General features: G+C 68.9%; 19 protein-coding genes. 11 read left to right on the top strand and 8 right to left on the bottom strand.

What is annotated here, in order from left to right:
* Nucleotides 1-352 (top strand): GNAT family N-acetyltransferase (locus E8A12_RS09335; protein ID WP_293367935.1); only part of this gene is annotated, 352 nt, incomplete at its 5' end.
* On the opposite strand, the gene E8A12_RS09330 is transcribed toward E8A12_RS09335, so the two are convergent.
* Nucleotides 349-1,137, bottom strand: coding sequence for a phosphatase PAP2 family protein (locus E8A12_RS09330; RefSeq protein ID WP_293367933.1), 789 nt, complete (start codon nucleotides 1,135-1,137; stop codon nucleotides 349-351). The two genes, E8A12_RS09335 and E8A12_RS09330, sit on opposite strands and share 4 nt — an antisense overlap.
* 14 nt (nucleotides 1,138-1,151) lie before the next feature.
* Nucleotides 1,152-2,042, bottom strand: coding sequence for a MaoC/PaaZ C-terminal domain-containing protein (locus E8A12_RS09325; protein ID WP_293367931.1), 891 nt, complete (start codon nucleotides 2,040-2,042; stop codon nucleotides 1,152-1,154).
* Between the two features lie 197 nt (nucleotides 2,043-2,239).
* Here E8A12_RS09325 and E8A12_RS09320 point away from each other — a divergent pair, with 197 nt between their 5' ends.
* Nucleotides 2,240-3,031, top strand: coding sequence for a SapC family protein (locus E8A12_RS09320; RefSeq protein ID WP_293367929.1), 792 nt, complete (start codon nucleotides 2,240-2,242; stop codon nucleotides 3,029-3,031).
* A gap of 3 nt (nucleotides 3,032-3,034) precedes the next feature.
* Here the strand turns inward: E8A12_RS09320 and E8A12_RS09315 are convergent, their stop codons facing one another.
* A complete protein-coding gene (locus E8A12_RS09315) occupies nucleotides 3,035-3,427 on the bottom strand; it encodes an acyl dehydratase (RefSeq protein ID WP_293367927.1) in 393 nt (130 codons plus the stop codon).
* Between the two features lie 141 nt (nucleotides 3,428-3,568).
* Here E8A12_RS09315 and E8A12_RS09310 point away from each other — a divergent pair, with 141 nt between their 5' ends.
* The 6 genes from E8A12_RS09310 (at nucleotide 3,569) to hisG (ending at nucleotide 11,732) form a co-directional block, all read left to right on the top strand.
* Nucleotides 3,569-5,662, top strand: coding sequence for a protein-disulfide reductase DsbD domain-containing protein (locus E8A12_RS09310; protein WP_293367926.1), 2,094 nt, complete (start codon nucleotides 3,569-3,571; stop codon nucleotides 5,660-5,662).
* 15 nt (nucleotides 5,663-5,677) lie between these two features.
* On the top strand, nucleotides 5,678-6,295 hold the full coding sequence (locus E8A12_RS09305) for a redoxin domain-containing protein (protein ID WP_293367924.1): 618 nt from the start codon (nucleotides 5,678-5,680) through the stop codon (nucleotides 6,293-6,295).
* 21 nt (nucleotides 6,296-6,316) lie between these two features.
* A complete protein-coding gene (gene pgi, locus E8A12_RS09300) occupies nucleotides 6,317-7,933 on the top strand; it encodes a glucose-6-phosphate isomerase (RefSeq protein ID WP_293367922.1) in 1,617 nt (538 codons plus the stop codon).
* Between the two features lie 201 nt (nucleotides 7,934-8,134).
* Nucleotides 8,135-9,658: a histidine--tRNA ligase gene (gene hisS, locus E8A12_RS09295; RefSeq protein ID WP_293367920.1), complete on the top strand. Its 1,524-nt coding sequence runs from the start codon at nucleotides 8,135-8,137 to the stop codon at nucleotides 9,656-9,658.
* Nucleotides 9,655-10,785 carry an ATP phosphoribosyltransferase regulatory subunit gene (locus E8A12_RS09290; RefSeq protein WP_293367918.1) on the top strand — a complete coding sequence of 377 codons (1,131 nt, stop codon included), beginning with the start codon at nucleotides 9,655-9,657 and terminating at the stop codon, nucleotides 10,783-10,785. Before hisS ends, E8A12_RS09290 begins: the two co-directional genes overlap by 4 nt.
* Nucleotides 10,782-11,732, top strand: a complete 951-nt coding sequence (gene hisG, locus E8A12_RS09285; RefSeq protein ID WP_293367916.1) for an ATP phosphoribosyltransferase — start codon at nucleotides 10,782-10,784, stop codon at nucleotides 11,730-11,732. The genes E8A12_RS09290 and hisG overlap by 4 nt, the downstream gene beginning before the upstream one ends.
* 289 nt (nucleotides 11,733-12,021) lie before the next feature.
* Here hisG and E8A12_RS09280 read toward each other — a convergent pair whose 3' ends face one another.
* The 5 genes from E8A12_RS09280 to E8A12_RS09260 all read right to left on the bottom strand — a co-directional run bounded on the left by E8A12_RS09280 (nucleotide 12,022) and on the right by E8A12_RS09260 (nucleotide 18,361).
* Nucleotides 12,022-14,160, bottom strand: coding sequence for a M13-type metalloendopeptidase (locus tag E8A12_RS09280; RefSeq protein WP_293367914.1), 2,139 nt, complete (start codon nucleotides 14,158-14,160; stop codon nucleotides 12,022-12,024).
* 94 nt (nucleotides 14,161-14,254) lie between these two features.
* Nucleotides 14,255-14,716 (bottom strand): copper chaperone PCu(A)C, encoded by a 462-nt coding sequence (locus E8A12_RS09275; protein WP_293367912.1) that lies wholly within the window; start codon nucleotides 14,714-14,716, stop codon nucleotides 14,255-14,257.
* Between the two features lie 46 nt (nucleotides 14,717-14,762).
* Nucleotides 14,763-15,590: a DUF1775 domain-containing protein gene (locus tag E8A12_RS09270; RefSeq protein ID WP_293367910.1), complete on the bottom strand. Its 828-nt coding sequence runs from the start codon at nucleotides 15,588-15,590 to the stop codon at nucleotides 14,763-14,765.
* A 13-nt stretch (nucleotides 15,591-15,603) separates the two neighbouring features.
* Entirely contained in the window at nucleotides 15,604-17,790 is a 2,187-nt protein-coding gene (locus E8A12_RS09265) for a TonB-dependent receptor (protein WP_293367908.1), read from the bottom strand.
* Nucleotides 17,791-17,980: 190 nt separating this feature from the next.
* The gene (locus tag E8A12_RS09260; protein ID WP_293367906.1) at nucleotides 17,981-18,361 is read right to left on the bottom strand and encodes a DUF2946 family protein; all 381 of its coding nucleotides are present in this window, start codon (nucleotides 18,359-18,361) and stop codon (nucleotides 17,981-17,983) included.
* A 633-nt stretch (nucleotides 18,362-18,994) separates the two neighbouring features.
* Here E8A12_RS09260 and E8A12_RS09255 point away from each other — a divergent pair.
* The 3 genes from E8A12_RS09255 to E8A12_RS09245 form a co-directional block, all read left to right on the top strand.
* The gene (locus tag E8A12_RS09255; RefSeq protein WP_293367904.1) at nucleotides 18,995-20,212 is read left to right on the top strand and encodes an OmpA family protein; all 1,218 of its coding nucleotides are present in this window, start codon (nucleotides 18,995-18,997) and stop codon (nucleotides 20,210-20,212) included.
* A gap of 142 nt (nucleotides 20,213-20,354) precedes the next feature.
* Nucleotides 20,355-23,441 (top strand): bifunctional proline dehydrogenase/L-glutamate gamma-semialdehyde dehydrogenase PutA, encoded by a 3,087-nt coding sequence (gene putA / locus E8A12_RS09250; RefSeq protein WP_293367902.1) that lies wholly within the window; start codon nucleotides 20,355-20,357, stop codon nucleotides 23,439-23,441.
* A gap of 249 nt (nucleotides 23,442-23,690) precedes the next feature.
* The coding region (locus E8A12_RS09245) for a ribonucleotide reductase N-terminal alpha domain-containing protein (RefSeq protein ID WP_293367900.1) at nucleotides 23,691-24,257 on the top strand (567 nt) is incomplete at its 3' end.

The following is a 24,257-nucleotide window of genomic DNA, read 5'->3' as shown; positions in this document are numbered from 1 at the left end:
TCTGGCCATCGAGCGCAAGGCGGACGGGCGCCTGATCGGCCACTGTGGCCTGGCGCCGTCACCCGAGCTGGACGGTGTTCCGCAGGGCCTGGAGATCGGCTGGGCGCTGTCCCCCGACGCCTGGGGCTCAGGCTTTGCTGTCGAGGCGGCGCGCGCCGTGCTCGCGGACGGCTTCTCCCGGCCCGGCGTCGAGGAGGTTTACGCCTACACCGGCGAAACGAACCTGCGGTCTCGGGCGGTGATGCAGCGGCTCGGCATGTCTCGCGCCGCGGACCACGATTTCGACCATCCGACGCTGCCGGCCGACCATCCGTTGAAGCGGCACATCGTCTATATCGCGTGCCGGCCTTAGGGGGTCGGGCAGTTGGCCGGACCCAGGCGCGTCTTGGCCAGCTCGGCTTGCGCTGCGGCGAAGTCGGCGCGGAAGGCAGGGTCGGCGTGCTCGCGGGCCACCATCACCGAACCCAGCAGGCGGCCGGCTTCGACATCGGACTGGTAGTGCACGCCGCAGATCACCCGGCTGTCGCCGATCTCCCGGCCGGCCAGCGCCAAGCCCGACGCCCGCGCCGGCGCCAGCTCGCCCAGGATCAGGCCCCAGGCCATGCCGACCATCGCGTGGCCGGAAGGATAGGAGGCGTTGGTCTTCATCCAGTCCTCCCGCTTGATGCAGATGGGCTGTTCGTCGCCGATTGGCGGGCGGGTGCGGTTGTAGTGATCCTTGGGCGGCGTCCCGACCGTACGGGCGTCCAGTTCGACCCGTTGGAGCAGGTGGTAGGTCGCCGGCGACGCCTTGGCGTCGATCGGCGCGCCAAGCGCGCAGGCGTAGCGCTCCAGGGCTCCGCCGTTCCACAGGTCATTGTCTTTCGTCGCCTGGATCCAGCGCGCCGACCCCGCCATGGCGCGGGTTTCCAGATAGACGGTCCTGTCGGCCCGGCCGCGCGGCGAATCGAGGGCCGGCGGCGGGCCGATGACCGCCTGGCCGTCGATGGCAGCGGCGGACAGATAGCCGCTCAGCTTGATCGGCGACGGCCCGGCGAGCGACGGCCCGGCGCGCGACGGATCGACGACCGGCTTCTCCGCAGGTGCAGCCCCCAGCAGAAGGACGGCCGCGGCCGCCAGGAACAGGGATCGGATCAAGATATCTCCAGGCGTCAGGATCGCAGGACGGTCTTGCCGTTCTTGATAACCGTCGCGCCGCGCGCCGCAACCCGGGCCTCGAAGGAGATCACGTTTGCGTCCTTCCACAGGTCGACGGTGATGGTGTCGCCGGGGAACACCGGGGCGGAGAACCGCGCCTGGTGGCTGAGGATCTGGTCCGGATCGTAGCCGGTGATGGCCTGCAGCACCGCGCGGCAGGTGATGCCGTAGGTGCAGAGGCCATGGAGGATGGGCCGCGGAAAGCCGGACCGCTTGGCGCTTTCCGGATCGGAGTGCAGCGGATTGCGATCGCCGTTCAGGCGGTAGAGCAGGGCCTGGTCCTCGCGGGTCTCGATGTCGACGGACAGGTCGGCTTTGCGGCTGGGGATCTCGTGCGGCTCTGGCTGGCCGTCCGAGGGGCCGCCGAAGCCGCCGTCGCCCCGGGCGAAGGTCGAGCCGGTCAGGGTGGCGACCTTCTCGCCCGCCTCGTCGGTCCAGACGGTCTCGTTGATGATCACCGCGCCCTTGTCCTTGCCCTTATCGAAGGCTCCGACCGTGCGGCCCTGGGCGGTGAATGTCCCCGAGGTCGGCAGAGGCTTGTGCAGCTCCACCTTCTGCTCGCCATGCACCACCATCAGGAAGTTGATGACGCTGGCCCGATGCCCGGGCTTCTGCTCGACCAGGTCGGCGCCGCGCGCCGGACGGCCGCCCGCCGAGGCCAGCACCGTGGCCGCCGTCGGGATCACCTTCAGGCCCTTCTCGTAGACGAAGGGCAGTTCGGTCTCGTTCATGGGGTCGCGCCCCATGCCGACGCCCAGGGCGTAGAGCATCACGTCCTTGTCGCCGTAGGTGAAGGTGCGCGGAGCGGTCTTCTGGTCGAGGATGTCCGGGTAAAAGATGGGCACGACTATTCCTCCGATTTTTATGGGCTGGCTCTCGTGGCCGCTGAACTATGGCGGAGATCAAAGCGCCTGGGCCGGAGCGGCGCAAGCGTCCAGCCGGCGCATTTGCGGGTCAGGGCCTGATCGGCTAGAAGCGGCGACTTCCCGCGGGCGGCCCGCTTCAGGCCATCCACGGTCCTCCTCGGTCCCGAAGGCGCTTCATGACGACTCCCGCCCAGCCCGGCATCACCGGCAACGTGCTCTTCTACTCCCAGCCCGAGCCGCTCTCGCCGCAGATGCATGGCAAGTTGGGCGTCAAGAACATGGACGGACCCTTCGGCTTCGCGAAGGTCGGCCACGCCGTGCCGCTGACGGTCGGCGAGTTCCCGGCGGCGGCCTCCACCGGCCCGATCATCTTCGTGGGCGACGAGAAGCTGCCGATCTCGGTGATGGGCCTGAACGCCGGCGAGAACATGTTCCTGCGCGCCGACGGCATGTTCGAGCCGGGCATCTACATCCCGGCCTATGTCCGCCGCTATCCGTTCATCTTCGCCAATGACGACGCGGCCAAGCAGATGGTGCTGTGCATCGACCGCGCCGCGGAATTCATCGTCGAGGACGGCTATGACATGCCGTTCTTCGAGGCCGACGGCCAGCCCAGCCAGTACACCAAGAACTGCATCGAGTTCTGCAACAACTTCGAGTTGGAACGTCAGCGCACCGCCAACTTCGTCCAGATCCTGCAGGAGCTCGACCTGCTGGAGACCAAGGCCGCCACCTACAGCGCGATGAACCCCGACGGCTCGGCGGCCGAGCCGCAGAAGATAGCCGACTACTTCGGAGTCTCTGAAGAAAAGCTGCTCAAGCTGCCGGCCGACAAATATATCGAGCTGCGCGACAACGGCGCCCTGCCGCAGATCCACGCCCACCTGATATCGCTGCTCGGCTGGGACCGGCTGGTGGCGCTTGCGCTCAGCCGTCAGCTGCAGCAGCCGCAGGCGGCCAACGCCTAGGCGCTATCGGGCGAAGACGCTCCGCGTCAGGCACGAGAAGACCAGCCGGCCGGCCTCATCCAGGAGGTCGTGCTGGGCGATGATGATGCCCTTTCCGTCGCCCACGGGATCCTTGGCCATGATGGTCATGCGCCCGCGCAGCAATTCGCCGGCCGGCGGGTTGCGCACCCAGCGGAGCGCGTCGACGCCCAGGCGCTTGGTCTGCGGCCAGTCGGTGTGAGCCACCGCGTCGAGCCGCGCCCAAATCGCATAGACCATGGCGTCCGGCGCCCCGCGCTCCGGCGTCCAGCCGGGGGCGAAGGCGGCGATGAACCCCTTCAGGGCTTCGGCCTCGACCGCAGCCGCGCCTAGGGAGACCACTTGGCCGATCTGGATGTCGTCGAAGGAAGCGGGCACGGCGGATCCTGGCAAACGCGATTCGGGCGACGGATTGCGCCGATGATGGGGGCGAGCCTGCACCCAAGTCGAGCCTCGCTTTGCGCATCGGGCCGCGCCGGGCCATATAGCGCCCGATTGACGATGCGTAATGAGGCGACGATGCGGTTCCTGGCGGGCCTTGTCCTGGCGTTCTTGATGGCCCTGCCGGCGCCCGTTCTGGCCCAGGCGCCGGGCTCCACGCACCATGTGGCCGCCGATCTTCTCGCCTCGAAGGACGCCATCGCACCGGGCGAGACCGTCTATGTCGCCCTGCGCCAGAGGATCGAAAGCCACTGGCACACCTATTGGCGCAATTCCGGGGATAGCGGCGAGCCCACACGGATCAAATGGGACCTGCCGGCCGGCTGGACCGCCGGCGACATCGTCTGGCCTGCGCCCAGGAAGATCCCCGTCGGGCCGCTGATGAACTACGGCTACCAGGACGAGGTCCTGCTGCCGGTTCCGATCACCGCGCCGGCCAACGCCAAGGCCGGCGATAAGGTCACCTTGAAGGCCCAGGTCTCCCTGCTGGTATGCGCCGACGTCTGCGTCCCGGAAGACGACGCGCTCAGCCTCACACTTCCGGTCGTGGCCACGGCAGGCGCGGGCGGTGGCGCGGCCGGCGCCCAGGTGATGGCGGCGGTGGCCGCGGCGCCGAAGCCGGCGGGGCTGAGTGCGGTCTACCAGGTGAAGCCGGCTGGCGTGGCGCTGGCGATCACGGGCGTCGCGCTGAAGGGTGCGGACGCGGCCGGAGCCTACTTCTTCCCTTTCGACGCGACGGTCATCGACCACGCGAAACCGCAGGCCATCGACCGTGGGCCTGAGGGCCTGACCCTGATGCTGGCGCCCGGCTACGGCTTTCAGGGCGGCAAGACTCCGCCGAGCGTCGGCGGCGTCCTGGAGGCGGGCGCCAAGGCCTACGAGGTCGCCGCATCCCCCGGCGTTCCGCCGCCCAGCGCTTCAGGCCTCGGGCCGCCGGCCGCCCGGGGCGAGGGCGGCGCGGACCTCGGCCTTGCGGCTGCGGCGGTCTTCGCGTTCCTCGGCGGATTGATCCTCAACCTGATGCCCTGCGTGTTCCCGATCCTGGCCATGAAGGCCGCTTCCCTGGCTGGACACGGTGGCGGCGAGAGCGCCGCGGCGCGTCGCCAGGGGCTGGCGTTCGGCGCAGGCGCGGTGGTCACTTTCCTGGCCTTGGCGGGCCTGCTGATCGCCCTCAAGGCCGCCGGCTCCGCGATCGGATGGGGCTTCCAGCTCCAGTCGCCGCCCGTGGTGGCGGTGCTTTGTCTGCTGATGCTGGCCGTGGCCCTCGACCTTTCGGGCGTCTTCGAGGTCGGGACCTCGCTGCAAGGCGCGGGCTCCGGCCTCGCCAGCCGCGGCGGCCTGATCGGCGCCTTCTTCACCGGGACCCTGGCCGTCGTCGTGGCCGCGCCCTGCACAGCGCCCTTCATGGGCCCGGCGCTGGGCTGGGCGCTGACCCAGACGCCGGCGGCGGCGCTGACGGTCTTCCTGGCCCTGGGGATAGGCTTCGCTGCGCCCTTCGTCCTGGTGACCTATGCGCCGAGCCTGCTTTCGCGCCTGCCCAAGCCGGGCGCCTGGATGGACACCTTCCGCAAGGCGCTCGCCTTCCCGATGTACGGCGCGGCGGCCTGGCTCGCCTGGGTGCTGTCCCAGCAGGCCGGGCCCGAGGGCCTCGCCAAGCTGTTCGCCGCCGCCGTGGCGGTGGGCCTAGCCGCCTGGTTGGCTGGCCTCGGCCAGCGGCGCGCCGCAGCCGGCGGCAGTCCCGCGGCGATGAGCGTCGCCGCCGGCCTCCTCGCGGCGCTCGCCGTCGCCGCGGTGGTCTGGCCGCAGGACAAGGCCGGTGAGTTGCAGTCGGAGCCCTACAGCCCCGAGCGGGTCGCGGCGTTACGCGCCGAGGGCCGGCCGGTGTTTGTAAACTACACCGCCGCCTGGTGCGTCTCCTGCCAGGTCAACGACAAGGTGGCGATTTCCACCCATGACGTCGCCCAGGCGTTCGCTCGCCATAAGGTCGCCTATTTGAAGGCCGATTGGACGAAACGCGATGGCGCCATCGCCGCCGAACTGGCCGCCCATGGCCGAGCCGGCGTGCCGCTCTATCTGGTCTATGGAACCAATGGCGGCGACGGCGTTATCCTGCCGTCGATCCTGACGCCGGACATCGTGGTCAAGGCGGTCGAGGCCGCCGACAAGCACTGAGGAAGGAGCCTTGCGATGATCGCCCGCCGCACGCTTCTCGCCGCCGCCTTCTGCCTTGGCGTCGCGGCGCCCGCCTTCGCCGAGCCGCAGCTCGGCCAGCCCGCGCCGGCCTTCAAGGCCCTGGACGCCGACGGCCATTCACGCTCGCTCTCCGATTTCGCCGGCAAGACGGTGGTGCTGGAGTGGACCAACTCCGGCTGTCCCTACGTGGGCAAGCACTACGGGTCCGGGACCATGCAGGCCCTTCAGAAGAAGGAGACGGCCGACGGCGTGGTCTGGCTGACGGTCTCGTCCTCCGCGCCAGCCATGCAGGGCTATTTCACGGCCCGCACGGCCAAGGCCTGGGCGGCCAAGGAACACTGGGCAGGGACCGCCATCCTGCTGGACAGCGACGGCAAGATCGGCCGCGAGTTCGGGGCCAAGAACACCCCGCACATGTTCGTCATCGATAAGACCGGTCGCGTCGCCTACATGGGCGGGATCGACGACCGGCCCTATGCGGACCCGGAGAGCCTGAAGGGCGCCAAGCCCTATGTGGCGATGGCGCTGGCCGACCTCAAGGCGGGGCGGTCGGTGGCCACGCCGGTCTCCCAGCCCTATGGCTGCAGCGTGAAGTACAACTCCGCCGAATAGGCTGACTTAAGAGGTCAATGCGTGTCCGACCTGAACGACGCCTGGGGGCGACTGACCCGAGCCGGCGCCGCCGCCGGCGCGCGCCGCATCGTCTCGCTGTTCGACACTGAGCCCGACCGACTGGCCCGACTGTCGGTCGATGCCGCCGGGCTGGAGCTGGACGTCTCCAAACAACCCTGGTCGCAGGGCGATCTGGACCTGGCGCTCGGCTTGGCCCGCGCCGCCGATGTCGAGGGCGCGCGCCGCCGGCTGTTCGCCGGTGAGGCGGTGAACGCCTCGGAACATCGCGCGGCCCTGCATATGGCGCTTCGCGCGCCGAAAGGTTCGGCCTTCCGGGCCGAGGGCGTACCCGTCTCGCAGGAAGTCGAGGCGATGCGGGTGCGGATGGCGGACTTCGCCAATCGAATCCGCGCCGGCGATCTGCGCAGCGCCGCGGGCAAGCCCTATCGTGCGGTGGTGCACATCGGCATCGGCGGCTCCGACTTCGGCCCACGGCTAGTCTGGGAGGCGTTGCGGCCGCTCGACGCGCCGATCGAGGTGCGCTTCGTGGCCAATGTCGATCCCGCCGAGTTGGCGTTCGCGCTGGCCGGCCTCGACCCCGCTCAGACCCTGGTGGTGATCGTCTCCAAGACCTTCACGACCCAGGAGACCATGACCAACGCCGAGGCCGCCCGTGCGTGGCTCCGCGCCACCCTTGGCCCGCCCGGCGACGCCCAACTGGTCGCCGTTTCCGCCGCGCCCGACATCGCCCAGGCCTTCGGCGTGCCGGCCAATCATGTGTTCGGTTTCCGCGACTGGGTGGGCGGGCGCTATTCGGTCTGGTCGTCGGTGGGCCTCTCCTGCGTGATCGGCCTGGGGCCGCAGGTGTTTGAGCGCCTCTTGGCCGGCGCGGCGGCCATGGACGCGCACTTCCAGTCCGCGCCGTTGCCGCAGAACGCCCCTGCGCTGCTGGCGTTGGCCCACGTCTTCAACCGCAACGGCATGGGCCGACCCGTGCGTGCGGTGGTGCCCTATGCGCAACGCCTGCACCTGTTGCCCAATTTCCTGCAGCAGCTGGAGATGGAATCGAACGGCAAGCGGGTGGACATCCACGGCCGCCCGGTCGCCCACCACACCGCCCAGGCGGTGTTCGGCGACGCCGGCACCAATGTGCAACACGCCTTCTTCCAGCTGATGCACCAGGGCACCGACGTGATCCCCACAGACTTCATCGCCGTGCGGGAGGCCTCCGAAGGCGACCCGGCGGCGCAGAAGATCCTGCTCTCCAACGTCATCGCCCAGGCCGAGGCGCTGATGGTCGGCAAGAGCGAAGCCGAGGTCCGCGCCGAACTCGCCGCGAAGGGCATGGCGGCCGACGAGATAGAGACCCTGGCCCCGCAGCGCACCTTCCCCGGTGACCGGCCGTCGGCGATGATCCTGCTGGAACGCCTGGACCCGGAGCGGCTGGGCGCCCTCCTGGCGCTCTATGAGCACAAGACCTTCGTCGAGGGCGTGCTCTGGGGCATCAACAGCTTCGACCAGTGGGGCGTGGAACTGGGCAAGACGCTGGCCACCCGCGTTCTGGCCGAGCTGAAGGGCGGCAAGCCCGGACAGCACGATCCGTCGACGACCCACCTCATCCAGCGGCTCGGCGGCTGACTCGCTTTGTTCACGATCCTTCGCTATAGGCCGCTCCCCATGAGCGGTTCCGCGCAGCACCACGGCCACCATCACCATCCGACCCTGGCGGGTTCGGTTCGGGAACGCTTGGCCTAAGCGACCCTCTCCGAAGCCCCGCCGATGCGGACGGGGCCTCCAGATCAGCCTCGTCCGTCGCCCCTTCCTTCCAAGGACACGACGATGGATACGAACCCTTCCTTGAGCGCAGACGCGGCAACGGCTAAGCGCGAGCCCATGACCGACGCCGTCCGCCCCGAAGCCCGCCCTCCGCGGGGCTTTGTCGACCGCCGAGCCCGCGACCTCACCGCCGAGCGCAAGATCCTGGCCGCGGTGGCGGAGGTCTATGAACGCTATGGCTTCGAGGCCCTTGAGACCGGGGCGTTCGAATACGCCGATGCGCTCGGCAAGTTTCTGCCTGACGCCGACCGGCCGAACGAGGGTGTCTTCGCCCTGCAGGACGATGACGAGCAGTGGATGGCGCTGCGCTACGACCTGACCGCGCCCTTGGCCCGCTTCGCCGCCCAGAACTGGGAGACCCTGCCAAAGCCCTTCCGCCGCTACGCCTTCGGGCCGGTGTGGCGCAACGAGAAGCCGGGTCCGGGGCGATACCGCGAGTTCGTGCAGTGCGACGCCGACACCGTGGGTTCGGCGCGGCCGGAAGCCGACGCCGAGATCATCGCCATGGCGGTGGCCGGCCTGGAGGCCGCGGGCCTGCCGGCCGGCTCGGCCATCGTGAAGATCAACAACCGCAAGCTGCTGAACGGCCTCATGACCGCCGCGGGCGTGACCAGCGAGGCGCAAAAACTCTCCGTCCTGCGCGCGGTCGACAAGCTGGACCGCCTGGGTCCGGACGCGGTGCGTCTGCTCCTGGGCGAGGGGCGCAAGGACGAGTCCGGCGACTTCACCAAAGGCGCGGGCCTGAACGCCGCAGCGGCCGAGCGGGTGATCGCCTTTACGGCGGCCGGCGCGGGCGACCGAAGCGCGACCCTGGGCGCGCTCTCCAACGTGGTGGGCGGATCGGCGGAGGGCGACGAAGGCCTGGCGGAGCTGGCCGCCATCGATGCGGCCCTGACCGGCTTGGGCGTCAGCGCGGATCGCGCGGCGTTCGATCCATCCGTGGTGCGCGGGCTGGAGTACTACACCGGCGCGGTCTTCGAGGCGGAGCTGCTTCTTCAGACGACGGACGATAAGGGCCAGCCCATGCGCTTCGGCTCGATCGGGGGCGGCGGTCGCTACGACGACCTGGTGGCGCGATTCACCGGTGAGCGCACGCCGGCCACGGGCTTTTCTTTCGGCGTGACCCGCCTGGCGGCGGCGCTGAAGGCGGCGGGCCGAGATCTGGCCGCGGACGCTCGCGGGCCGGTCGTGGTGCTGGTGCTCGATCAGGAGCGGATGGCCGACTACATGGCTGTGGCCGGAGAGCTGCGGGCCGCCGGAATCGCGGCCGAGGTCTATCTCGGGACGTCGGGCATGCGCCCTCAGATGAAGTATGCGGATCGTCGGCTGTCGCCGGCCGCGGTGATCATCGGCGGCGATGAATTCGCCGCCGGGACGGTCACGCTGAAGGATCTCGACCTCGGCCGCGAACTCGCCTCTGCTGTCACCGACAACGCCGCCTGGCGCGCCGAGCGGCCCGGCCAGATGACCGTGCCGCGCACCGAGTTGGTCGTAGCGGTGCGAAAGATCGTGGACGCCCAGCCGTGAGGGTCGAGCCGCCGGTTCCCGCTGAGGCTCTGGCGCCGATCCGCGCGGCGCTGGCCGCGGCGGGCGCCGAGCCCGTCGAGGCGCCGATCCTGCAGCCGCTCGGCCTGCTGCTCGATCTGGCCGGCGAGGCCATGCGCGCGCGCCTGTTCGTGGTGCAGGCGGAGGGCGGCGAAGAAACCTGCCTTCGGCCCGACTTCACTGCCGCGGTGGTGGGGCGGCACATAGAGAGCGGCGCGGCGGCTGGACGCTATTTCTACGAAGGGCCGGCGTTCCGATCGGAGCCGGAGGGCGAGCGGCCCGAGGAGTTCGTGCAGCTGGGCGTCGAACTGTTCGCACCGGCCGGGGGGTCCGTCGCGCCTGCAGACGCCGAGATCGCCAGCCTCGCCTGGGACGCCGCCCTCGCCGGCGGACGCGGCGACCTCACGCTTTGGCTGGGCGACGTGGGCCTGTTCGCGGCCTTCATCGAATCGCTCGGCCTGCCTGAAGCGCTGGCGGCGCGGCTGAAGCGGGTGGCGGGACGGCCTCGCCTGCTGAATGCCGAACTGGCGCGGGCCGGCGAGGCGACGACGCCGACAACCGCTGGCGGCCAGCTCGCCGGCATGCTCTCCGGCCTGCCGCAGGCCGAGGCCGCAGCAATGCTGGAAGAGGTCTGGGCGCTGGCTGGCGTCGAGCCGGTCGGCGGCCGTGGCCCCGCCGAGATCGCCGCGCGCCTTGTGCGCCGCGCCGAGGCCGCCTCGGCTCCGGCGCTCACCGAACAGCAGGCCACCGCGATCCGCGCCTTCATGGCCATCTCCGAGGCGCCCGCTGTCGGCCTGAAACATGTGCGTATTCTGGCCGGCGAGGGCGCGAGCCTTGAGGCGGCGCTATCCGACTGGGACGCCCGGCTGACGGCGCTGTCGGCTATCCCAGCCGCCCAGATGCGGTTCGCCCCGGCGCTAGGCCACGCCTTCGACTACTACGACGGCCTCACCTTCGAGGTGCGCAGCGCCGCCTTGGGCGCGGACCGGCCGGTGGCCTCGGGCGGACGCTATGATGGCCTGCTGGCGCGGCTGGGCGGCGCGGTCGACGGCCGGGCCGTGGGCTGCGTGGTCCGTCCCTGGCGCGCCTTCGCGGGAGGCGAGGCATGAACCGTGAACTGATCATCGCCATCCCGTCCAAGGGGCGGCTGAAGGAGCAGGTCGAGGAATGGCTGGCCGACTGCGGCCTTCCCCTCTCGGTCAGCGGGGGCGCGCGCGGCTATCTGGCCAACCTCAAGGGCCTGCCGGGCGCCCAGGTGCGTCTGTTGTCGGCCGGCGACATCGCCGATGCGCTTGGCGCCGGCGAGGCGCACCTCGGCGTCACCGGCGAGGATCTGCTGCGCGAGCGTGGCGATCTGGAAAGCCGGGTCCTGCTGCTGCGGCCCCTGGGTTTCGGCCGCGCCGACCTGGTGGTCGCCGCACCGAAGAGCTGGCTCGACGTCGACACCATGGCCGACCTGGAGGAGGTGGCGCACGACTTCCTGGCCCGTAAGGGCCGGCGCATGCGGGTGGCGACCAAGTACCTGGCCCAAACCCGCGCCTTCTTCGCCCGCCACGGAGTCGTCGACTACCGAATCACCGAATCAGGCGGCGCCACCGAAGGGGCTCCGGCGTCGGGCGCGGCGGAACTGATCGTCGACATCACCACCACCGGCGCCACACTGGCCGCCAACGGGCTGAAGATCCTGTCCGATGGCCTGATCTTGAGGAGCCAGGCGCAACTGACCGCCAGCCTCAAGGCCGCGTGGGGCCAGCCGCAATTGGCCGCCGCCGAGCGTCTGCTGCGGGCCGTGGAGGCCCGCGCTGCGGCGCTGACCAACACCACCCTGATCTGGCCGGCGGCCGGGAACGAATCCGAGGCCGCCATCGTTGATGCTCTGTTGCATCAAGGCGCGCAGCGTCGGCCGCATGGCGTAATGGTCGAAACGGCGCGCGCCGCCGAAGCCGCCGCGGCGCTTACGGCGGCGGGCCTGGGTCCGGTGACCGTCTCGCAGCCGGACTTCGTGTTTGAGGTCGCCTGCCCGCCATTCGCAGCCCTGAAACAACGGGTTCTTTGACGCGTGCGTCAAAAGCCGGCCTATATTTCCCCGACCACTCGAAAATCTGACGCCGTCATGCCTTTTGAGGGCCTCGCGCCCGTTGACTCGGGTCAAAAATTGCCGTTTCTTCACATCGCGAGAGACACGAAGGCGCAAGACCTTGGATCTCCGGCGTTTCGGGGAGGAAACGCCCGCTCTAATAAGAGCGACTGCTCAAAAAACGGCCCGCTGCGATTATCCCCCGCAGCGGGCCAAATTTTTGCGCGAAGCCAAGTTTTGACACATAAGTCAAAAGTGGACCGAGGGCTCACCAGATCCTGACGCGATCAGCCGGGGCGACGTACATGGCGTCGCCAGGCTTCAGCCCGAAGGCGGCGTAGAACGCATCAACGTTGCGCATCGGCACATCCACCCTCGCGCGTTCCGGTGAGTGCGGGTCGCTGACCAGTTCCTGGCGCAGCGCGTCGTCGCGGGTCTTGCCCCGCCAGACCTGCGCCCAACCCAGAAACACCCTCTGGTCGCCGGTCAGGCCGTCGATGATCGGCGCCGGCCGTCCGTGCAGGGACGTGTGGTAGGCGTCGAGCGCCAGAAGCAACCCGCCGAGATCGGCGATGTTCTCGCCCATGGTGAGGTCGCCATTGATCTTGGCGCCGGGCAGCACCTCGAATGCGCCGTACTGCTTGCCAAGCTTGACGGTCTCGGCCTGGAACTTGGCCGCGTCCTCCGGCGTCCACCAGTCGGTCAGTCGGCCGGTCCCGTCGTAGTGGCGGCCCTGGTCGTCGAAGCCGTGGGTCGTCTCGTGGCCGATCACGCCGCCGATGGCGCCGTAGTTGATCGCCATGTCGCCGTCCGGATCGAAGAACGGCGGCGCCAGAATCGCGGCCGGGAAGACGATCTCGTTGCCGTTGGGGTTGTAGTAGGCGTTGATGGTGGACGGCGTCATGCCCCATTCGGAGCGGTCCACCGGGCCGCCAAGCCGGCCCACGCGAAAGTCCCAGTCGAAGGTCGTGGCGCGGCTGACGTTGCCGTAGAGGTCATCCTCCTTGATCGTAAGGCCCGAATAGTCGCGCCACTTGTCCGGGTAGCCGATCTTGACGGTGAAGGCGGCCAGCTTCTCCAGCGCCTTGGCCTTGGTGGGCGGGCTCATCCAGTCGAGAAGCTCGATACGGGCCTTCATGGCGGTGCGGATGTCGCCCACCAGCGCCAGCATCTTGGCCTTGCTCTCCGGCGGGAAGTAGGCGGCGACGTAGACCTTGCCCAGGGCCTCGCCGATCTGGCCGTCAACCAGTTGCACCCCGCGCTTCCAGCGGGGCCGCTGGGTGGGTTGGCCATTCAGCGCTTTTCCGCGGAAATCAAAGCGCGCGTCGATGAAGGGTTGCGACAGGTAGGGCGCGGCCTGGTCGGCCAGGCTGAACGCCTGCCAGGCCTTCAGCGTCGCGATCGGGGTCTTCGCGTAGATTGCCGCGAGCTTCGGGAAAGCTGTGTTTTCCTGGGCGACGACCCGCACAGCCTTGGTCAGGCCCGCGCCCGCTATGAAGGCGCTCCAGTCGAAACCCGGCGCCAGCTCGGCCAGCTTGGCGGCGTCATAGGCGTTGTACATCCTGTTGTCGTCGCGCTGGTCCTCCTTGGTCCAAGAGTCCGTGGCGATCTCGGTTTCCAGCGCCACGATCGCCTTGGCGTTGGCCGCCGGGTTCGGCCACTTCGCCAGCGTCAGCATCTTGGCGACGTAGACCTCGTACTTGGCCTTCTGCGCCGCGAAGGTCTTCTCGAGGTAGTCGTCGCGGTCGGGGAGGTTGAGGCCCGCCTGGTTCAGGTAGACGGCATAGTGGTCGGGGTCTTTGCCATCGACCTGCACCGAAGCGGCGAAGATCGAACCGCCGTAGGTGTGCTGCGCCTTGCCCATGGCCCGAGCCACGTCGGCCTTGGTCTTCTCGGCCTTGATAGCGGCGAGGTCGGCGGCCATCGGCCTGGCGCCCAGGGCGTTGACCTTCGCCTCGTCCATGAAGCTGCGGTAGAGGGCGCCGACCTTGGCCAGTTCGCCGGTGGCGGACGTATCGGCCGCGGCCTTGTCGAGCAGGGCGTGCAAGCGAGCCTGCGACAGATCGTTCAGGGCGTCGAAGGCGCCGAAGCTCGCCCGGTCGGCCGGGATCACCATGGCCTTCTCGTAGCCGCCGTTGGCGTACTGGAAGAAGTCCTGGCCCGGATTGGTCGAGGTGTCGCGGCCCGCCAGGTCGAAGCCCCAGGTCCCCATCCGGGGGGCCTGGGCGATATCCGGCGCTGGACCCGTGGGCGACGCCACGGCGGCGGGCGGCTTGGCTTTGGCCTTGGGCTTGGGCTTCGCCTTGGCGTGGACCGGTGCAGGATCGGGCTCCTCCGCACGGGCCAGAATCGGGCCGGCGGCGAGGAGGGCGGCCGCCGCGGCGGCGCCAAGCCAATGGGTCTTCATCGTGGGTTCGGCTCTCGCAGATTGGATGTGGCCAGACCATGCCCTCGCGGGGCGGCCAGCGGGCGTTACATTTTGGTCAGGAACCGCCGAGCGCTCAGGGCTTCGCGCCCGCCGGGGGCGCCGGCGGCCTCCCGTCGGTGACCTGGAACATGACCTTGACCCTGGCCCCGCTGGCGAAGCTGAGGGTCGCCGGCGCCTGGTCGCCCGTCTTCAGCGTGCGGGTCAGGCCGATCAGCATCAGGTGATAGGCGCCCGGTCCAAACACCGTCCGCCCGCCGGCCGGGACCGTCACGCGATCCTCTCGCTGCATGGTCATGATCCCGCCGGACATGGCCGAGGCGTGCATTTCCACGCGGCTGGCCAGCGGGCTTTCGACCTTCTCCAGGGCGTCGGTCGAGGCGCTGTGATTGGCGAGCACCATGTAGCCGATGCCGGTGGTGCCGGCGACGGCCGGCCGGCTCCAGGGTTGCAGCACCTCGACCTTGCCGGCGCCGAGCGCGCTGAGGGGCGCGGCGAGGCCGGCCAGGGCGATGGCGGCGATGAGCGTCTGTTTCATGGGCGGTCCCTACGCTGCGAAGATGGCGACCGTCAGGCGCCCAAGCCTACTTCGCCCGCGTCCAGTTCGGCGCCTCGGATCCGCGCGCCGGCTCGCCGGGACGGTCCTGTGAATAGGCATAGAGCGGCTTGGTTTTGTAGGCCCACTGGACGCCGCCCTGGGGGCGCGGGATCAGGCTCCAGTCGCCGAACGGCTCAGCGCCTTTCGCCGCGGCCAGCGGCGGCCACATCCGGGCGCAGTCGTCCTCGCAATGCGACATGCCGACCATGGTGTCGAAGTTGAAGGTGTAGAGCGGTTGGCCGGCCGCGTCGGCCAGGCCGCCGTCCGCCAGCCTTTGCACGCCCTTCGGCAGGCGCTCGCGGGGCGTGGGGCCTACCGCGGCGGCCGGCGCCGCGGCCGCGGCGGACGCGGCGGCCCCCAGGGTCACCAACGGAGTCGGATGCTTCGGCTTGGGTCCGTCTGCGGGGACCGGCTCGTCCCAGCGCACGGTGGTCTCGCCGCAGGACTGCACGGCCACGAAGGCCACCCGCCCGTCCTGGCCGGGCAGGCGGACCCGCACGGCGAAGCCGTCAGCCTTGGTCAGCGGCTCGCCACCGCGCCAGGTCACGGCGTGGCCGCCGTCGGGCAAGGCTTCCGCCGTCGCCGTCCAGCCCGGCTTCGGCAGGGGCTCGACCGCCGTCACCGCCTTGGGCAACTCGATCCGCAAGGCCGTGGTCGGCTGGCCGTCGCAGCCGTGACCGACGATGAAGTTGAGCGTCTCCGTGGCGCCGGGCGCGGCCATGGTGGGAGCGACCACCACGTGCGCCCGTGCGGCCAGGGCGAAGGGAAGCGTCGTAGCCGCCACCAATCCCGCGATCTTGAGGGTCTTGGACATGCTGCTCTCCGGGTCAGTAGCTGTACTTGAGGTCGATCAGCACCGCCCGCTGTGGGAACGGGTGAAAGAGGAAGTATTTGCGATCGTTGAGGTTATCGACGCCGACATCCGCGGCCAGATGGTCATTGATCCGATAGCGGACGTGAGCGTCCATCACGAAGAAGGCGCCAAACCCCTGGTAGGTGTTGGCGTAGTGGTCGCTGTTGTCGATCGTCGCGAACATTCGGTCGCTGTAGCGGGCCGCCAGGGTGAAATCGAGCATCGGCAAGGCAGGCGGCGTATAGGTGGCGACCACCCCGCTTCGCCAGCGCGCCAGTTGCGGCAGACGCTTGCCGTCCGCCGTGGGCAGCGCCGGGTCCTTCACCGTCTCGGCGTCGAGGTACGTCACCCACCCGGACAGCTCAAATCCCTTGATCAACAGGTCCTTCTGGTCGCCGACAACCTCGACCCCCGTGGAGCGGGTGCGGTCGACGTTCTGGACGAAGCTGACGGCGGAGCCGTTCAGCGTCCCGGTCTGCGAGATTAGAGCGTTGTGCACCCGCTCGTCGAACAGCGAGACCCGCAAGGACCCATCCGACCCGCCGCGCTCGGCGGAAAGCTCGCTGGAGAGCGCCCGCTCCGGGCTCAGGTTAGGGTTGGGGACCGACAGGATCGGGCCGGTGGTCACCGCCTGATAAAGCTCGCTCACCGTCGGGAAGCGGTTGGCGACACCGACCGAGCCCTTGAAGGTCCAGCCCGCCATTGGCGACCAGGCCAGCACCGCCTTTGGCGAGAACGTATCCTTGCTGAGCTCCGGTTGATGGGTGTTGAGGGCGGGCAAAGCCGAGACGTTTTGGCCGTCGGAAGCACGCCAGTGCTCGTAGCGCCCGCCAACCGTCAGCTTCAGGTCGGGGGTGAGCGACCAGAGGTCCTGGGCCCAGAACGCCTGAGTCAGCGTGCGTCCCTTGCTCAGCGTCTGAAGCGCCCCCTCCGAGTCCGATGTCCAGCTGGCGAGCGCGTACTTCGGATTGTCCAGCAGGTAGCTGTCCTGGTGCGCGCCGAAGGTGACCGTGTGGGTGTCGTTCGGCCGCCACTTGCCGTTGGCGTCCAGGGTGTACCAGCCGGTGTTGTCCAGTTCGGCGTCGGAGCCGGCCTCGCCGGAGAACGCCGCGGGCAGGGCCCCTGTCGGCGTCCGCTGGTGGCTCTGCAGGTAGTCGAAGGTCGTGGCGGTGATGTCGTAGTCGAAGACCCCGCCGGTATGGGAGCTTAGCGACAGGCCCTGGGCCAATTCGAGTTCGTCGAGGGCATAGACCCCGTTCGAGAAGCTGCTGGCGGCGATGTTGTAGGCGTGGCCGGCGATGTTGATCGCTCCGGCGTAGACCGCCGCGCCCGAGGCGTCGCGCAGGTAACTGTTCACCGTGGCGTCGTCGTGGTTGGCGAACAGGCCGAAGGTGTAGGCGAGCGTCAGCGTGGGCGTGAAATCATAGGTGAAGCGCCCGGAGGCATTGTCCTGCACCTGGTGTTCCAACCCGTCCGAGCCCAGCACCACGATCGGCTGGCTGGTGCGGTTGGCGTCATTGAAGGCGCCGGTCACGGGGGTTCCGGCCGAGCTCGCCGCCGCTGGAACAGTGGCGGTGGAATAGGTCAGCGGCTGGCTGTGACTGTCGAGGTGGTTATAGCTGATCCGGAACGAGAAATCGCCCATCCGATCGCCGATGTCTGCGGCGAACCGGCCCGTGGAATAGTTCTTGTCATCCCCGTATTTGGAGAACGACTGACTGGCGCCCTGAACCTCCAAGTGGGCTTCGAGCTGCTTCGGCATGCGCGTGACGAAGGCGATCACGCTGCCGACGGAGTTCCCTGGGAAGGCCGCCGCGAAGGGGCCGTTCAGCACGTCCACGCGCTCCACGGCGTCCGGCGTGATCAGGCCCCACTTCGGCGAGGCGCTGGTGTTGTTGTTGCCGATCAGGGCGGAAAGCAGGATTCCGTCGACATAGAGCAGGGTGCGGGCGGAGGCGCCGACGCCCGAGGTGCGGCTGGTGATCGGCGACTGGGTGTCGCCGATATGCCGCTGGCGCACCAGCACGTCGGGTACGTAGCGCAGGATGTCCTCCGGGGTGACCAGGTTGATCGTCCTGGCCACATCGCCGGCGGTCACCGTCGAGGTGGTGTTGGGAACCCCCGAGAGGTTGGAGATCGAGGACGGGGCGGTGACGATCACGGTCTCCACTGAGGGAGAGGCGATAGCTGCGGCATCCGCATCGGCATTGGCGGCAGTTGAAACGGCCAACGCGCACACGGCGGCGCCGGCGAAGAGGGCGCGACGCGCCCCGGATTGCGGGGTCATAGCTGGGTCCTGAACAGCAAGCGTAGGTCGGCGCCCTGCGGGGCGCGGCGCGGCTAGGTCTGGTTCAGGCGGTCGGTGGTCCCTGGCCCGGCGGCCGGGACGGGGCGCGGGCGCGCGGTGCGATCGGTTGGGCAGGCGTTGCGTGTTCGACGCGGGCGTCAGTGTAGACAACAGGTTGGATGGCCAGCAACGGCGGCGGCTCGGCGGCGGCGAGGGCCGCCGCCAGGCAATCGTGGCAGGGCGCGCCATGGTTCGGCGCTGGAGCCCGGGACTTGCCATCTGTGGCGATGGTCTGCATGCCGCCGGCGGTGCAGACGACCATCTGGCCGTCGGCTTGCGCGGCCATGACCATGGTCGGCATCATCGCCTGGACCAGCAACGCGAACATCACGAAGAGGGCGGCGATCGCCCTTCGGTCGTGCGTGGCGGTGCGGGCCGTCGGCATGGCGCGTCTCTTACGCCCCCGCCACGATTTCTCAAGCCGCCCGACGCTTTGCCGGTCGCCGGCCAACTCTACTGTCAGCCAGCGATGAATCCTGAGTCGGCAACGGCGCCGGGAAGGCGCCGAAAATTGGTCCGTGCTCGGCCTGCGGTGGGAACTAAGCGGCGCTGTCTTCGTTCTGGGGTCAGCGCATATGGGGCGCCGGTTAGTAAGGGGGCGTTGATGACGCCGGTCGGGCGGGGATCCGGGAGCGGTTGGCCTTGGCCGAGCGTAGCCTTGGCGTGCACTCACCCCATCTGCGGCGACAACACAGATTTACAAGTCATTCCAAAGCGTTCGGTGAGGCCGAAGGCGAAGCTGTCAAGGCTTTGCACGGGCCTTTCGCGATCCAGGACAAGACCGGAAAGAACTGGCGACCGCGCCGGACGCTCCGGTTTTCCGGCAAAGCTGTGGATCGGCCTCGCGGCCGATGTTGATCCCCATGGCGATAGTCGTATAGCGTCCGGTTAAGCTCGCTGGCCGAAGAGATTGAGGTTCAAGTGTGGCTTCGGTGACACTTACCTAATCTCGGCGGCTTGATATAAGAAAAGCTGGGTCAATAGGCCGCAGCGCTAGGGCAATGAGAGGGCTCTGATTATGAAGTTCAAACTCCTGGCAGGAGCCGCGCTGGCGGCGGTGTTCGCCGCGTCGGCTGCTTCTGCGGAAACCGGTTGGTATGGGGCCATCGATCTTGGCTACCACATGCCGATTTCGGACAAGCTCGATTCCAGCAACCTTGCCGCCAACGGCAACAAGTACATCTGGAACTTCAATCAGAAGGACGACTACACCGGGTTCGCGCGTCTCGGCTATCAGGTAGCCGACCACTGGCGCGTTGAATTGGAAGCGGGCTACCGGCCCGGGAACCTGAGCAGCGTCGCGGGCGGCACCAACCAAGCGATCATCGGCCTCTGCAACCCGGGCGTGTTCCGCAGCGCGGCGTCGCCGACCTGCGGCGCGCCGAACGGCAAGATCGAATCCTGGAGCGTGTTGGCCAATGTCCTTTACGACATCGGCCCGAACTGGGTGATCGATCCCTTCATCGGCTTCGGCCTCGGGGCCGATCACCTCGACCTGACCAGCGATGGCCAGTTCTCGAACGTTACGGGCACGGTGACGGCTCAGGGCGGCGCCAATCCCGCCATCCAGACCCTGCACATCGCCGACAGCCAGACGGTTTTCGCCTACCAGCTGCTTGCTGGCGCGTCCTGGAAGGCGATGGATCGCCTGAACGTCGACCTGACCTGGCGCTACCTGGGAACCTCGCCGGCGACCTATACCTCGGTGGGCTCCAACGCGCTGCAGCCGGGCAACTTCGAAGGCCGCTACAAGGACAATTCCGTGACCCTGGGTCTGCGGTACTCCTTCGCGGCTCCGCCGCCGCCTCCGCCGCCTCCGCCGCCGCCGCCGCCGCCCCCTCCGCCTCCGCCTCCGCCTCCTCCTCCGCCTCCGCCGCCTCCGCCGCCGCCGCCGGCTTATGAGGCCAAGCAGTTCATCGTCTACTTCCCGTTCGATCAGTACATCCTGACGCCGGAAGCCCAGTCGGTGGTGCAGGAAGCGGCCAACTACGCTTCGGCCGGTCACGCCACCAAAGTGACCGTCGTCGGCTACACCGACACCTCCGGTTCGGCGGCCTACAACATCCGCCTGTCGGAACGCCGCGCTAAGGCCGTCGCCGACGCGTTGGTCGGAATGGGCGTCGCCCAGACCGCCCTGTCGGTCGACTGGAAGGGCAAGACCAACCTTGCCGTCCAGACCGCCGATGGCGTGAAGGAACCGTTGAACCGCCGTTCCACGGTCGATATCAGCTTCTGATCTCGACTGCCGAGCGATCGGTGAAAGTTGCGGGAGCCCGGCCGAAAGGCCGGGCTCCTTGCGTTTGGGGCGGGAATTGACCCCGGGCCTTGCGCTTGGCGCACGACCTTCTCATTAGTCCCCGCGAACGCTCGGGATGGACATGGCTTTCGATCACCTGGACTCGGCTAAATTCACGGATGAGCGGCAGGCTGTGGCCGCCGCACTGGCGGGCAAGCCCCTAGGCGCCGAAGACCGCTCGGCGGTGAACCAGGAGGCCGTGGCCCTGGTCCGCGCGGCCCGACGCGGAGCGAAGCGCCAGGGCGTGGTCGAGAGCTTCCTGCAGGAATTCAGCCTGTCGACCCGCGAGGGCCTGGCGCTGATGTGCCTGGCCGAGGCTCTGCTGCGTACGCCGGACGAAGAGACCCGCGACAAGCTGATCGCTGAGAAGATCGCCTCGGCCGACTGGGCGAGCCACGCGGGCAATTCCGACTCGCTGCTGGTCAACGCCTCGACCTGGAGCCTGATGCTTACCGGCAAGCTGATCGACCCGGACGAGGAAGCCGGCGCTGACCTGCCGGGCTTCATCCGCAGGCTGGCGGGCCGCCTGGGCGAGCCGGTGATCCGCCGCGCGGTGGGCGCCGCGGTGAAGATCATGGGCGAGCAGTTCGTGCTGGGCGCGACCATCGAAAAAGCCATCCGGCGCGCGGCGCAGGATGGCTTCGTCTGCTCCTTCGACATGCTGGGCGAGGGCGCACGCACCGAGGCCGACGCGGAGCGCTACGAGGCCGCCTACGCCGCGGCGATCCGGGTGGTGGGCAAGCACGCCGGCGCCCAGGGCCCAGAGGCGGGGCACGGCGTCTCCGTGAAGCTGTCGGCGCTTTCGCCGCGCTATGAGGCGCGCGAGCCCGACCGTGTCTGGGGCGAGCTCTATCCGCGCATCAGGCGTCTGGCCGTGCTGGCGGCCGCGGCCAACATCAACCTGACACTCGACGCCGAGGAGGCCGACCGTCTGGTCATCTCCTTGGAGCTTCTGGAAAAGCTGGCGGAAGAGGCCGAACTCGGGAGCTGGAAAGGGTTGGGCCTCGCAGTCCAGGCCTATCAGAAGCGCGGGCCCCAGGCGATCGAGGCGGTGGCCGGGATCGCGCGGGCGAGCGGCCGGCGGCTGATGGTGCGTCTGGTGAAGGGCGCCTACTGGGACTCGGAGATCAAGCGCGCCCAGGTGGCCGGCTTGCCAGGCTATCCGGTCTATACGACCAAGGCCGCGACCGACCTTTCGTACCTGGCCTGCGCGCGCGCGCTGCTGGGCGCGGCCCCAGCGCTTTACGCTCAGTTCGCCACCCACAACGCCCACACGCTCGCCGCCGTGCGCCTGATGGCGACCCAGGCCGGTCTCTCGCCGGAGTTCCAGCGGCTGCACGGCATGGGTGAGGCGCTCTACGCCGGCGCGCGCGACCGCTACGGCGAATTCCCCTTGCGGGTCTACGCCCCGGTGGGCAGCCACGAGGACCTGCTGCCCTATCTGGTTCGCCGCCTCTTGGAGAACGGCGCCAACACCTCGTTCGTGCACGCCCTGCTGGACGAACGCACGCCGGTGGAGAAGGTAGTCTCCGATCCGATCGCCGCAGTCGAGGCTTCCGGCGGCGCGCCGCACCCACGGATCCCGCTTCCGGCCGATCTATATGGCCCCGGGCGCAGGAATTCGGAGGGGCTGGACCTCTCGATCACCAAGACCCGGGAGGCCCTGACTGCGGCCATCTCAGCCCTGACGATGCTCGAGGCCGCGCCAATCGTCCGTGGAGGGATGATTGCTGGTGTGACTGCCTCGCGCGTCTCGCCCGCCGACTTGACCCGAGCCATCGGCGACGCCGCAGACGCCTCAGCCGCCGATGTTGACACCGCCTTTGCGGCCGCTGCGGCGGCGCAGCCCGCCTGGAACGACCTGGGCGGCGAGGGCCGCGCGCCGGTGCTGCGCGCCATGGCCGATGCCCTGGAGGCCAACCGCCAGCGGCTGATCGCCATCTGCGCGCGCGAGGCCGGCAAGACACTGTCCGATGGCGTGGCCGAGGTGCGCGAGGCCGCCGACTTCTGCCGCTACTACGCCATGTTGGCCGAGCGGCAGTTCGCCCATCCGGAAACCCTGCGCGGACCGGTGGGCGAGACCAACCAGCTCTCCCTACACGGACGCGGGGTCTTCGCCTGCATCAGCCCGTGGAACTTCCCGCTGGCCATCTTCACCGGCCAGATCGCAGCGGCCTTGGCCGCTGGCAATGCGGTCCTCGCCAAGCCCGCCGAGCAGACCCCACTGATCGCCGCCGCCGCTGTGCGTCTCTTCCATGCCGCGGGCCTGAACCCCGATCTCCTGCATCTGCTGCCTGGCGATGGGGCGACCATCGGTCAGGCGCTGGTTTCCCACCCGTCCTGCGCCGGCGTCGCCTTCACTGGCGGGACGGAGACCGCCTGGGCGATCAATCGGACGCTGGCGGCGCGCAACGGCCCCATCGTGCCGTTCATCGCCGAGACCGGGGGCCTGAACGCCATGTTCGTGGACACCACGGCGCTCCGCGAACAGGTGATCGACGACGTCATCGCCTCGGCATTCGGGTCGGCCGGCCAACGCTGCTCGGCCCTGCGCATGCTGTTCGCGCCGCACGACACCGCCGACGCCCTAATCGAAGGCCTTGCCGGCGCCATGGACGCCCTGGTGCTCGGGGACCCGGCCGATCCGCGCACCGACATCGGCCCGGTGATCGACGAGGATGCCCGCGCCGCGCTCGCCAAACATCGTGAGCGGTTGGGCAAGGAGGCGAAGGTGCTGCACGAGCTCGCCCCGCCCGCGGGCGGCCACTTCTTCGGCCCGGTGCTGGCGGAGATCCCGTCGGCGGCCTTCCTGCAGAAAGAGGTGTTCGGGCCGATCCTGCATGTCGTCCGCTATGACGCCAATGACCTGGCCGCGGCCGCAGCCCCGCTCGCCGCCGCCGGCTACGGCCTGACGCTGGGCGTGCATAGCCGTATCGAGGCCTTCGCCGAGCAGGTCCGCGCCGCGGTCCCGGCCGGCAATGCCTACGTCAACCGCTCGATGATCGGCGCGGTGGTCGGCGTCCAGCCGTTCGGCGGCGAGGGCCTCTCCGGCACCGGGCCCAAGGCGGGCGGCCCCAACGCGCTCCTGCGCTATGCGGTGGAGCGCGCGGTGAGCGTCAATATCGCCGCCCAGGGCGGCGACCCGGCGCTGCTCAACCTCAATCCCTAGAAGCGCGCACGACTATTCTCACAGTGTCGTGAGCGGCGGTGCGGCAATGACCGCCAAGTGGTTGATCTGCCGAGGGGCAAGGGTGCTTGTTAACCGCTGGTTTACGAAAAAATCTGGGCGCCGATCGGTCGTCCTCATTGACGAGTCATTAGGACGGGTGCCCCATATGTGGGTTGTTCGGGCGCATCGCCCACAACATGTAGGGGCGTCAGAAGGTTTTCCTTCTGACAGGGGCATGGGTCAGGGACGATGAGTGAAGCGGCGAAAGTTGGGATTGCCGAGTCTATTGAACGGGTTGTGGACGCCACCGCGCGCCCGCAGCTGACGCTGGTCAGGAAGGTCGAGGTCGATCGCAGCCGCGACGCCCTGTTGACCGATTTCGGCAAGACGACGCTGGAAGACCGCTACCTGCTGGCCGGCGAAAGCTATCAGGACATGTTCGCTCGCGTCGCCACGGCTTACGCCGATGATGCCGAACATGCGCAACGGATTTACGACTACATCTCCAAGCTCTGGTTCATGCCCTCGACGCCGGTGCTGTCGAACGGCGGCGCGAACCGGGGCCTGCCGATCTCCTGCTTCCTGAACGCGGTGCCCGACAGCCTGGAAGGCATCCAGGGCGTCTGGAACGAGAACGTGCATCTGGCCTCCAACGGCGGCGGCATCGGCACCTATTGGGGCGGCGTGCGCTCCATCGGCGAGAAGGTGAAGGGCGCGGGCCAGACCAGCGGCATCATCCCCTTCATCCGGGTGATGGACAGCCTGACGCTGGCGATCAGCCAGGGCTCGCTGCGGCGCGGCTCGGCGGCGGTCTAC

Source organism: Phenylobacterium sp., assembly GCF_004799395.1.
In the GTDB taxonomy this organism is placed as follows: domain Bacteria; phylum Pseudomonadota; class Alphaproteobacteria; order Caulobacterales; family Caulobacteraceae; genus Phenylobacterium.
This window is presented reverse-complemented; position numbering and strand designations above follow the sequence as displayed.

Coding starts and splice junctions, on each gene's coding strand:
- E8A12_RS09320 (WP_293367929.1), top strand. CDS start 2,240: ATGACGACTCCCGCCCAGCCCGGCATCACCGGCAACGTGCTCTTCTAC.
- E8A12_RS09310 (WP_293367926.1), top strand. CDS start 3,569: ATGCGGTTCCTGGCGGGCCTTGTCCTGGCGTTCTTGATGGCCCTGCCG.
- E8A12_RS09305 (WP_293367924.1), top strand. CDS start 5,678: ATGATCGCCCGCCGCACGCTTCTCGCCGCCGCCTTCTGCCTTGGCGTC.
- hisS (WP_293367920.1), top strand. CDS start 8,135: ATGGATACGAACCCTTCCTTGAGCGCAGACGCGGCAACGGCTAAGCGC.
- hisG (WP_293367916.1), top strand. CDS start 10,782: ATGAACCGTGAACTGATCATCGCCATCCCGTCCAAGGGGCGGCTGAAG.
- E8A12_RS09280 (WP_293367914.1), bottom strand. CDS start 14,160: ATGAAGACCCATTGGCTTGGCGCCGCCGCGGCGGCCGCCCTCCTCGCC.
- E8A12_RS09275 (WP_293367912.1), bottom strand. CDS start 14,716: ATGAAACAGACGCTCATCGCCGCCATCGCCCTGGCCGGCCTCGCCGCG.
- E8A12_RS09270 (WP_293367910.1), bottom strand. CDS start 15,590: ATGTCCAAGACCCTCAAGATCGCGGGATTGGTGGCGGCTACGACGCTT.
- E8A12_RS09260 (WP_293367906.1), bottom strand. CDS start 18,361: ATGCCGACGGCCCGCACCGCCACGCACGACCGAAGGGCGATCGCCGCC.
- E8A12_RS09255 (WP_293367904.1), top strand. CDS start 18,995: ATGAAGTTCAAACTCCTGGCAGGAGCCGCGCTGGCGGCGGTGTTCGCC.
- putA (WP_293367902.1), top strand. CDS start 20,355: ATGGCTTTCGATCACCTGGACTCGGCTAAATTCACGGATGAGCGGCAG.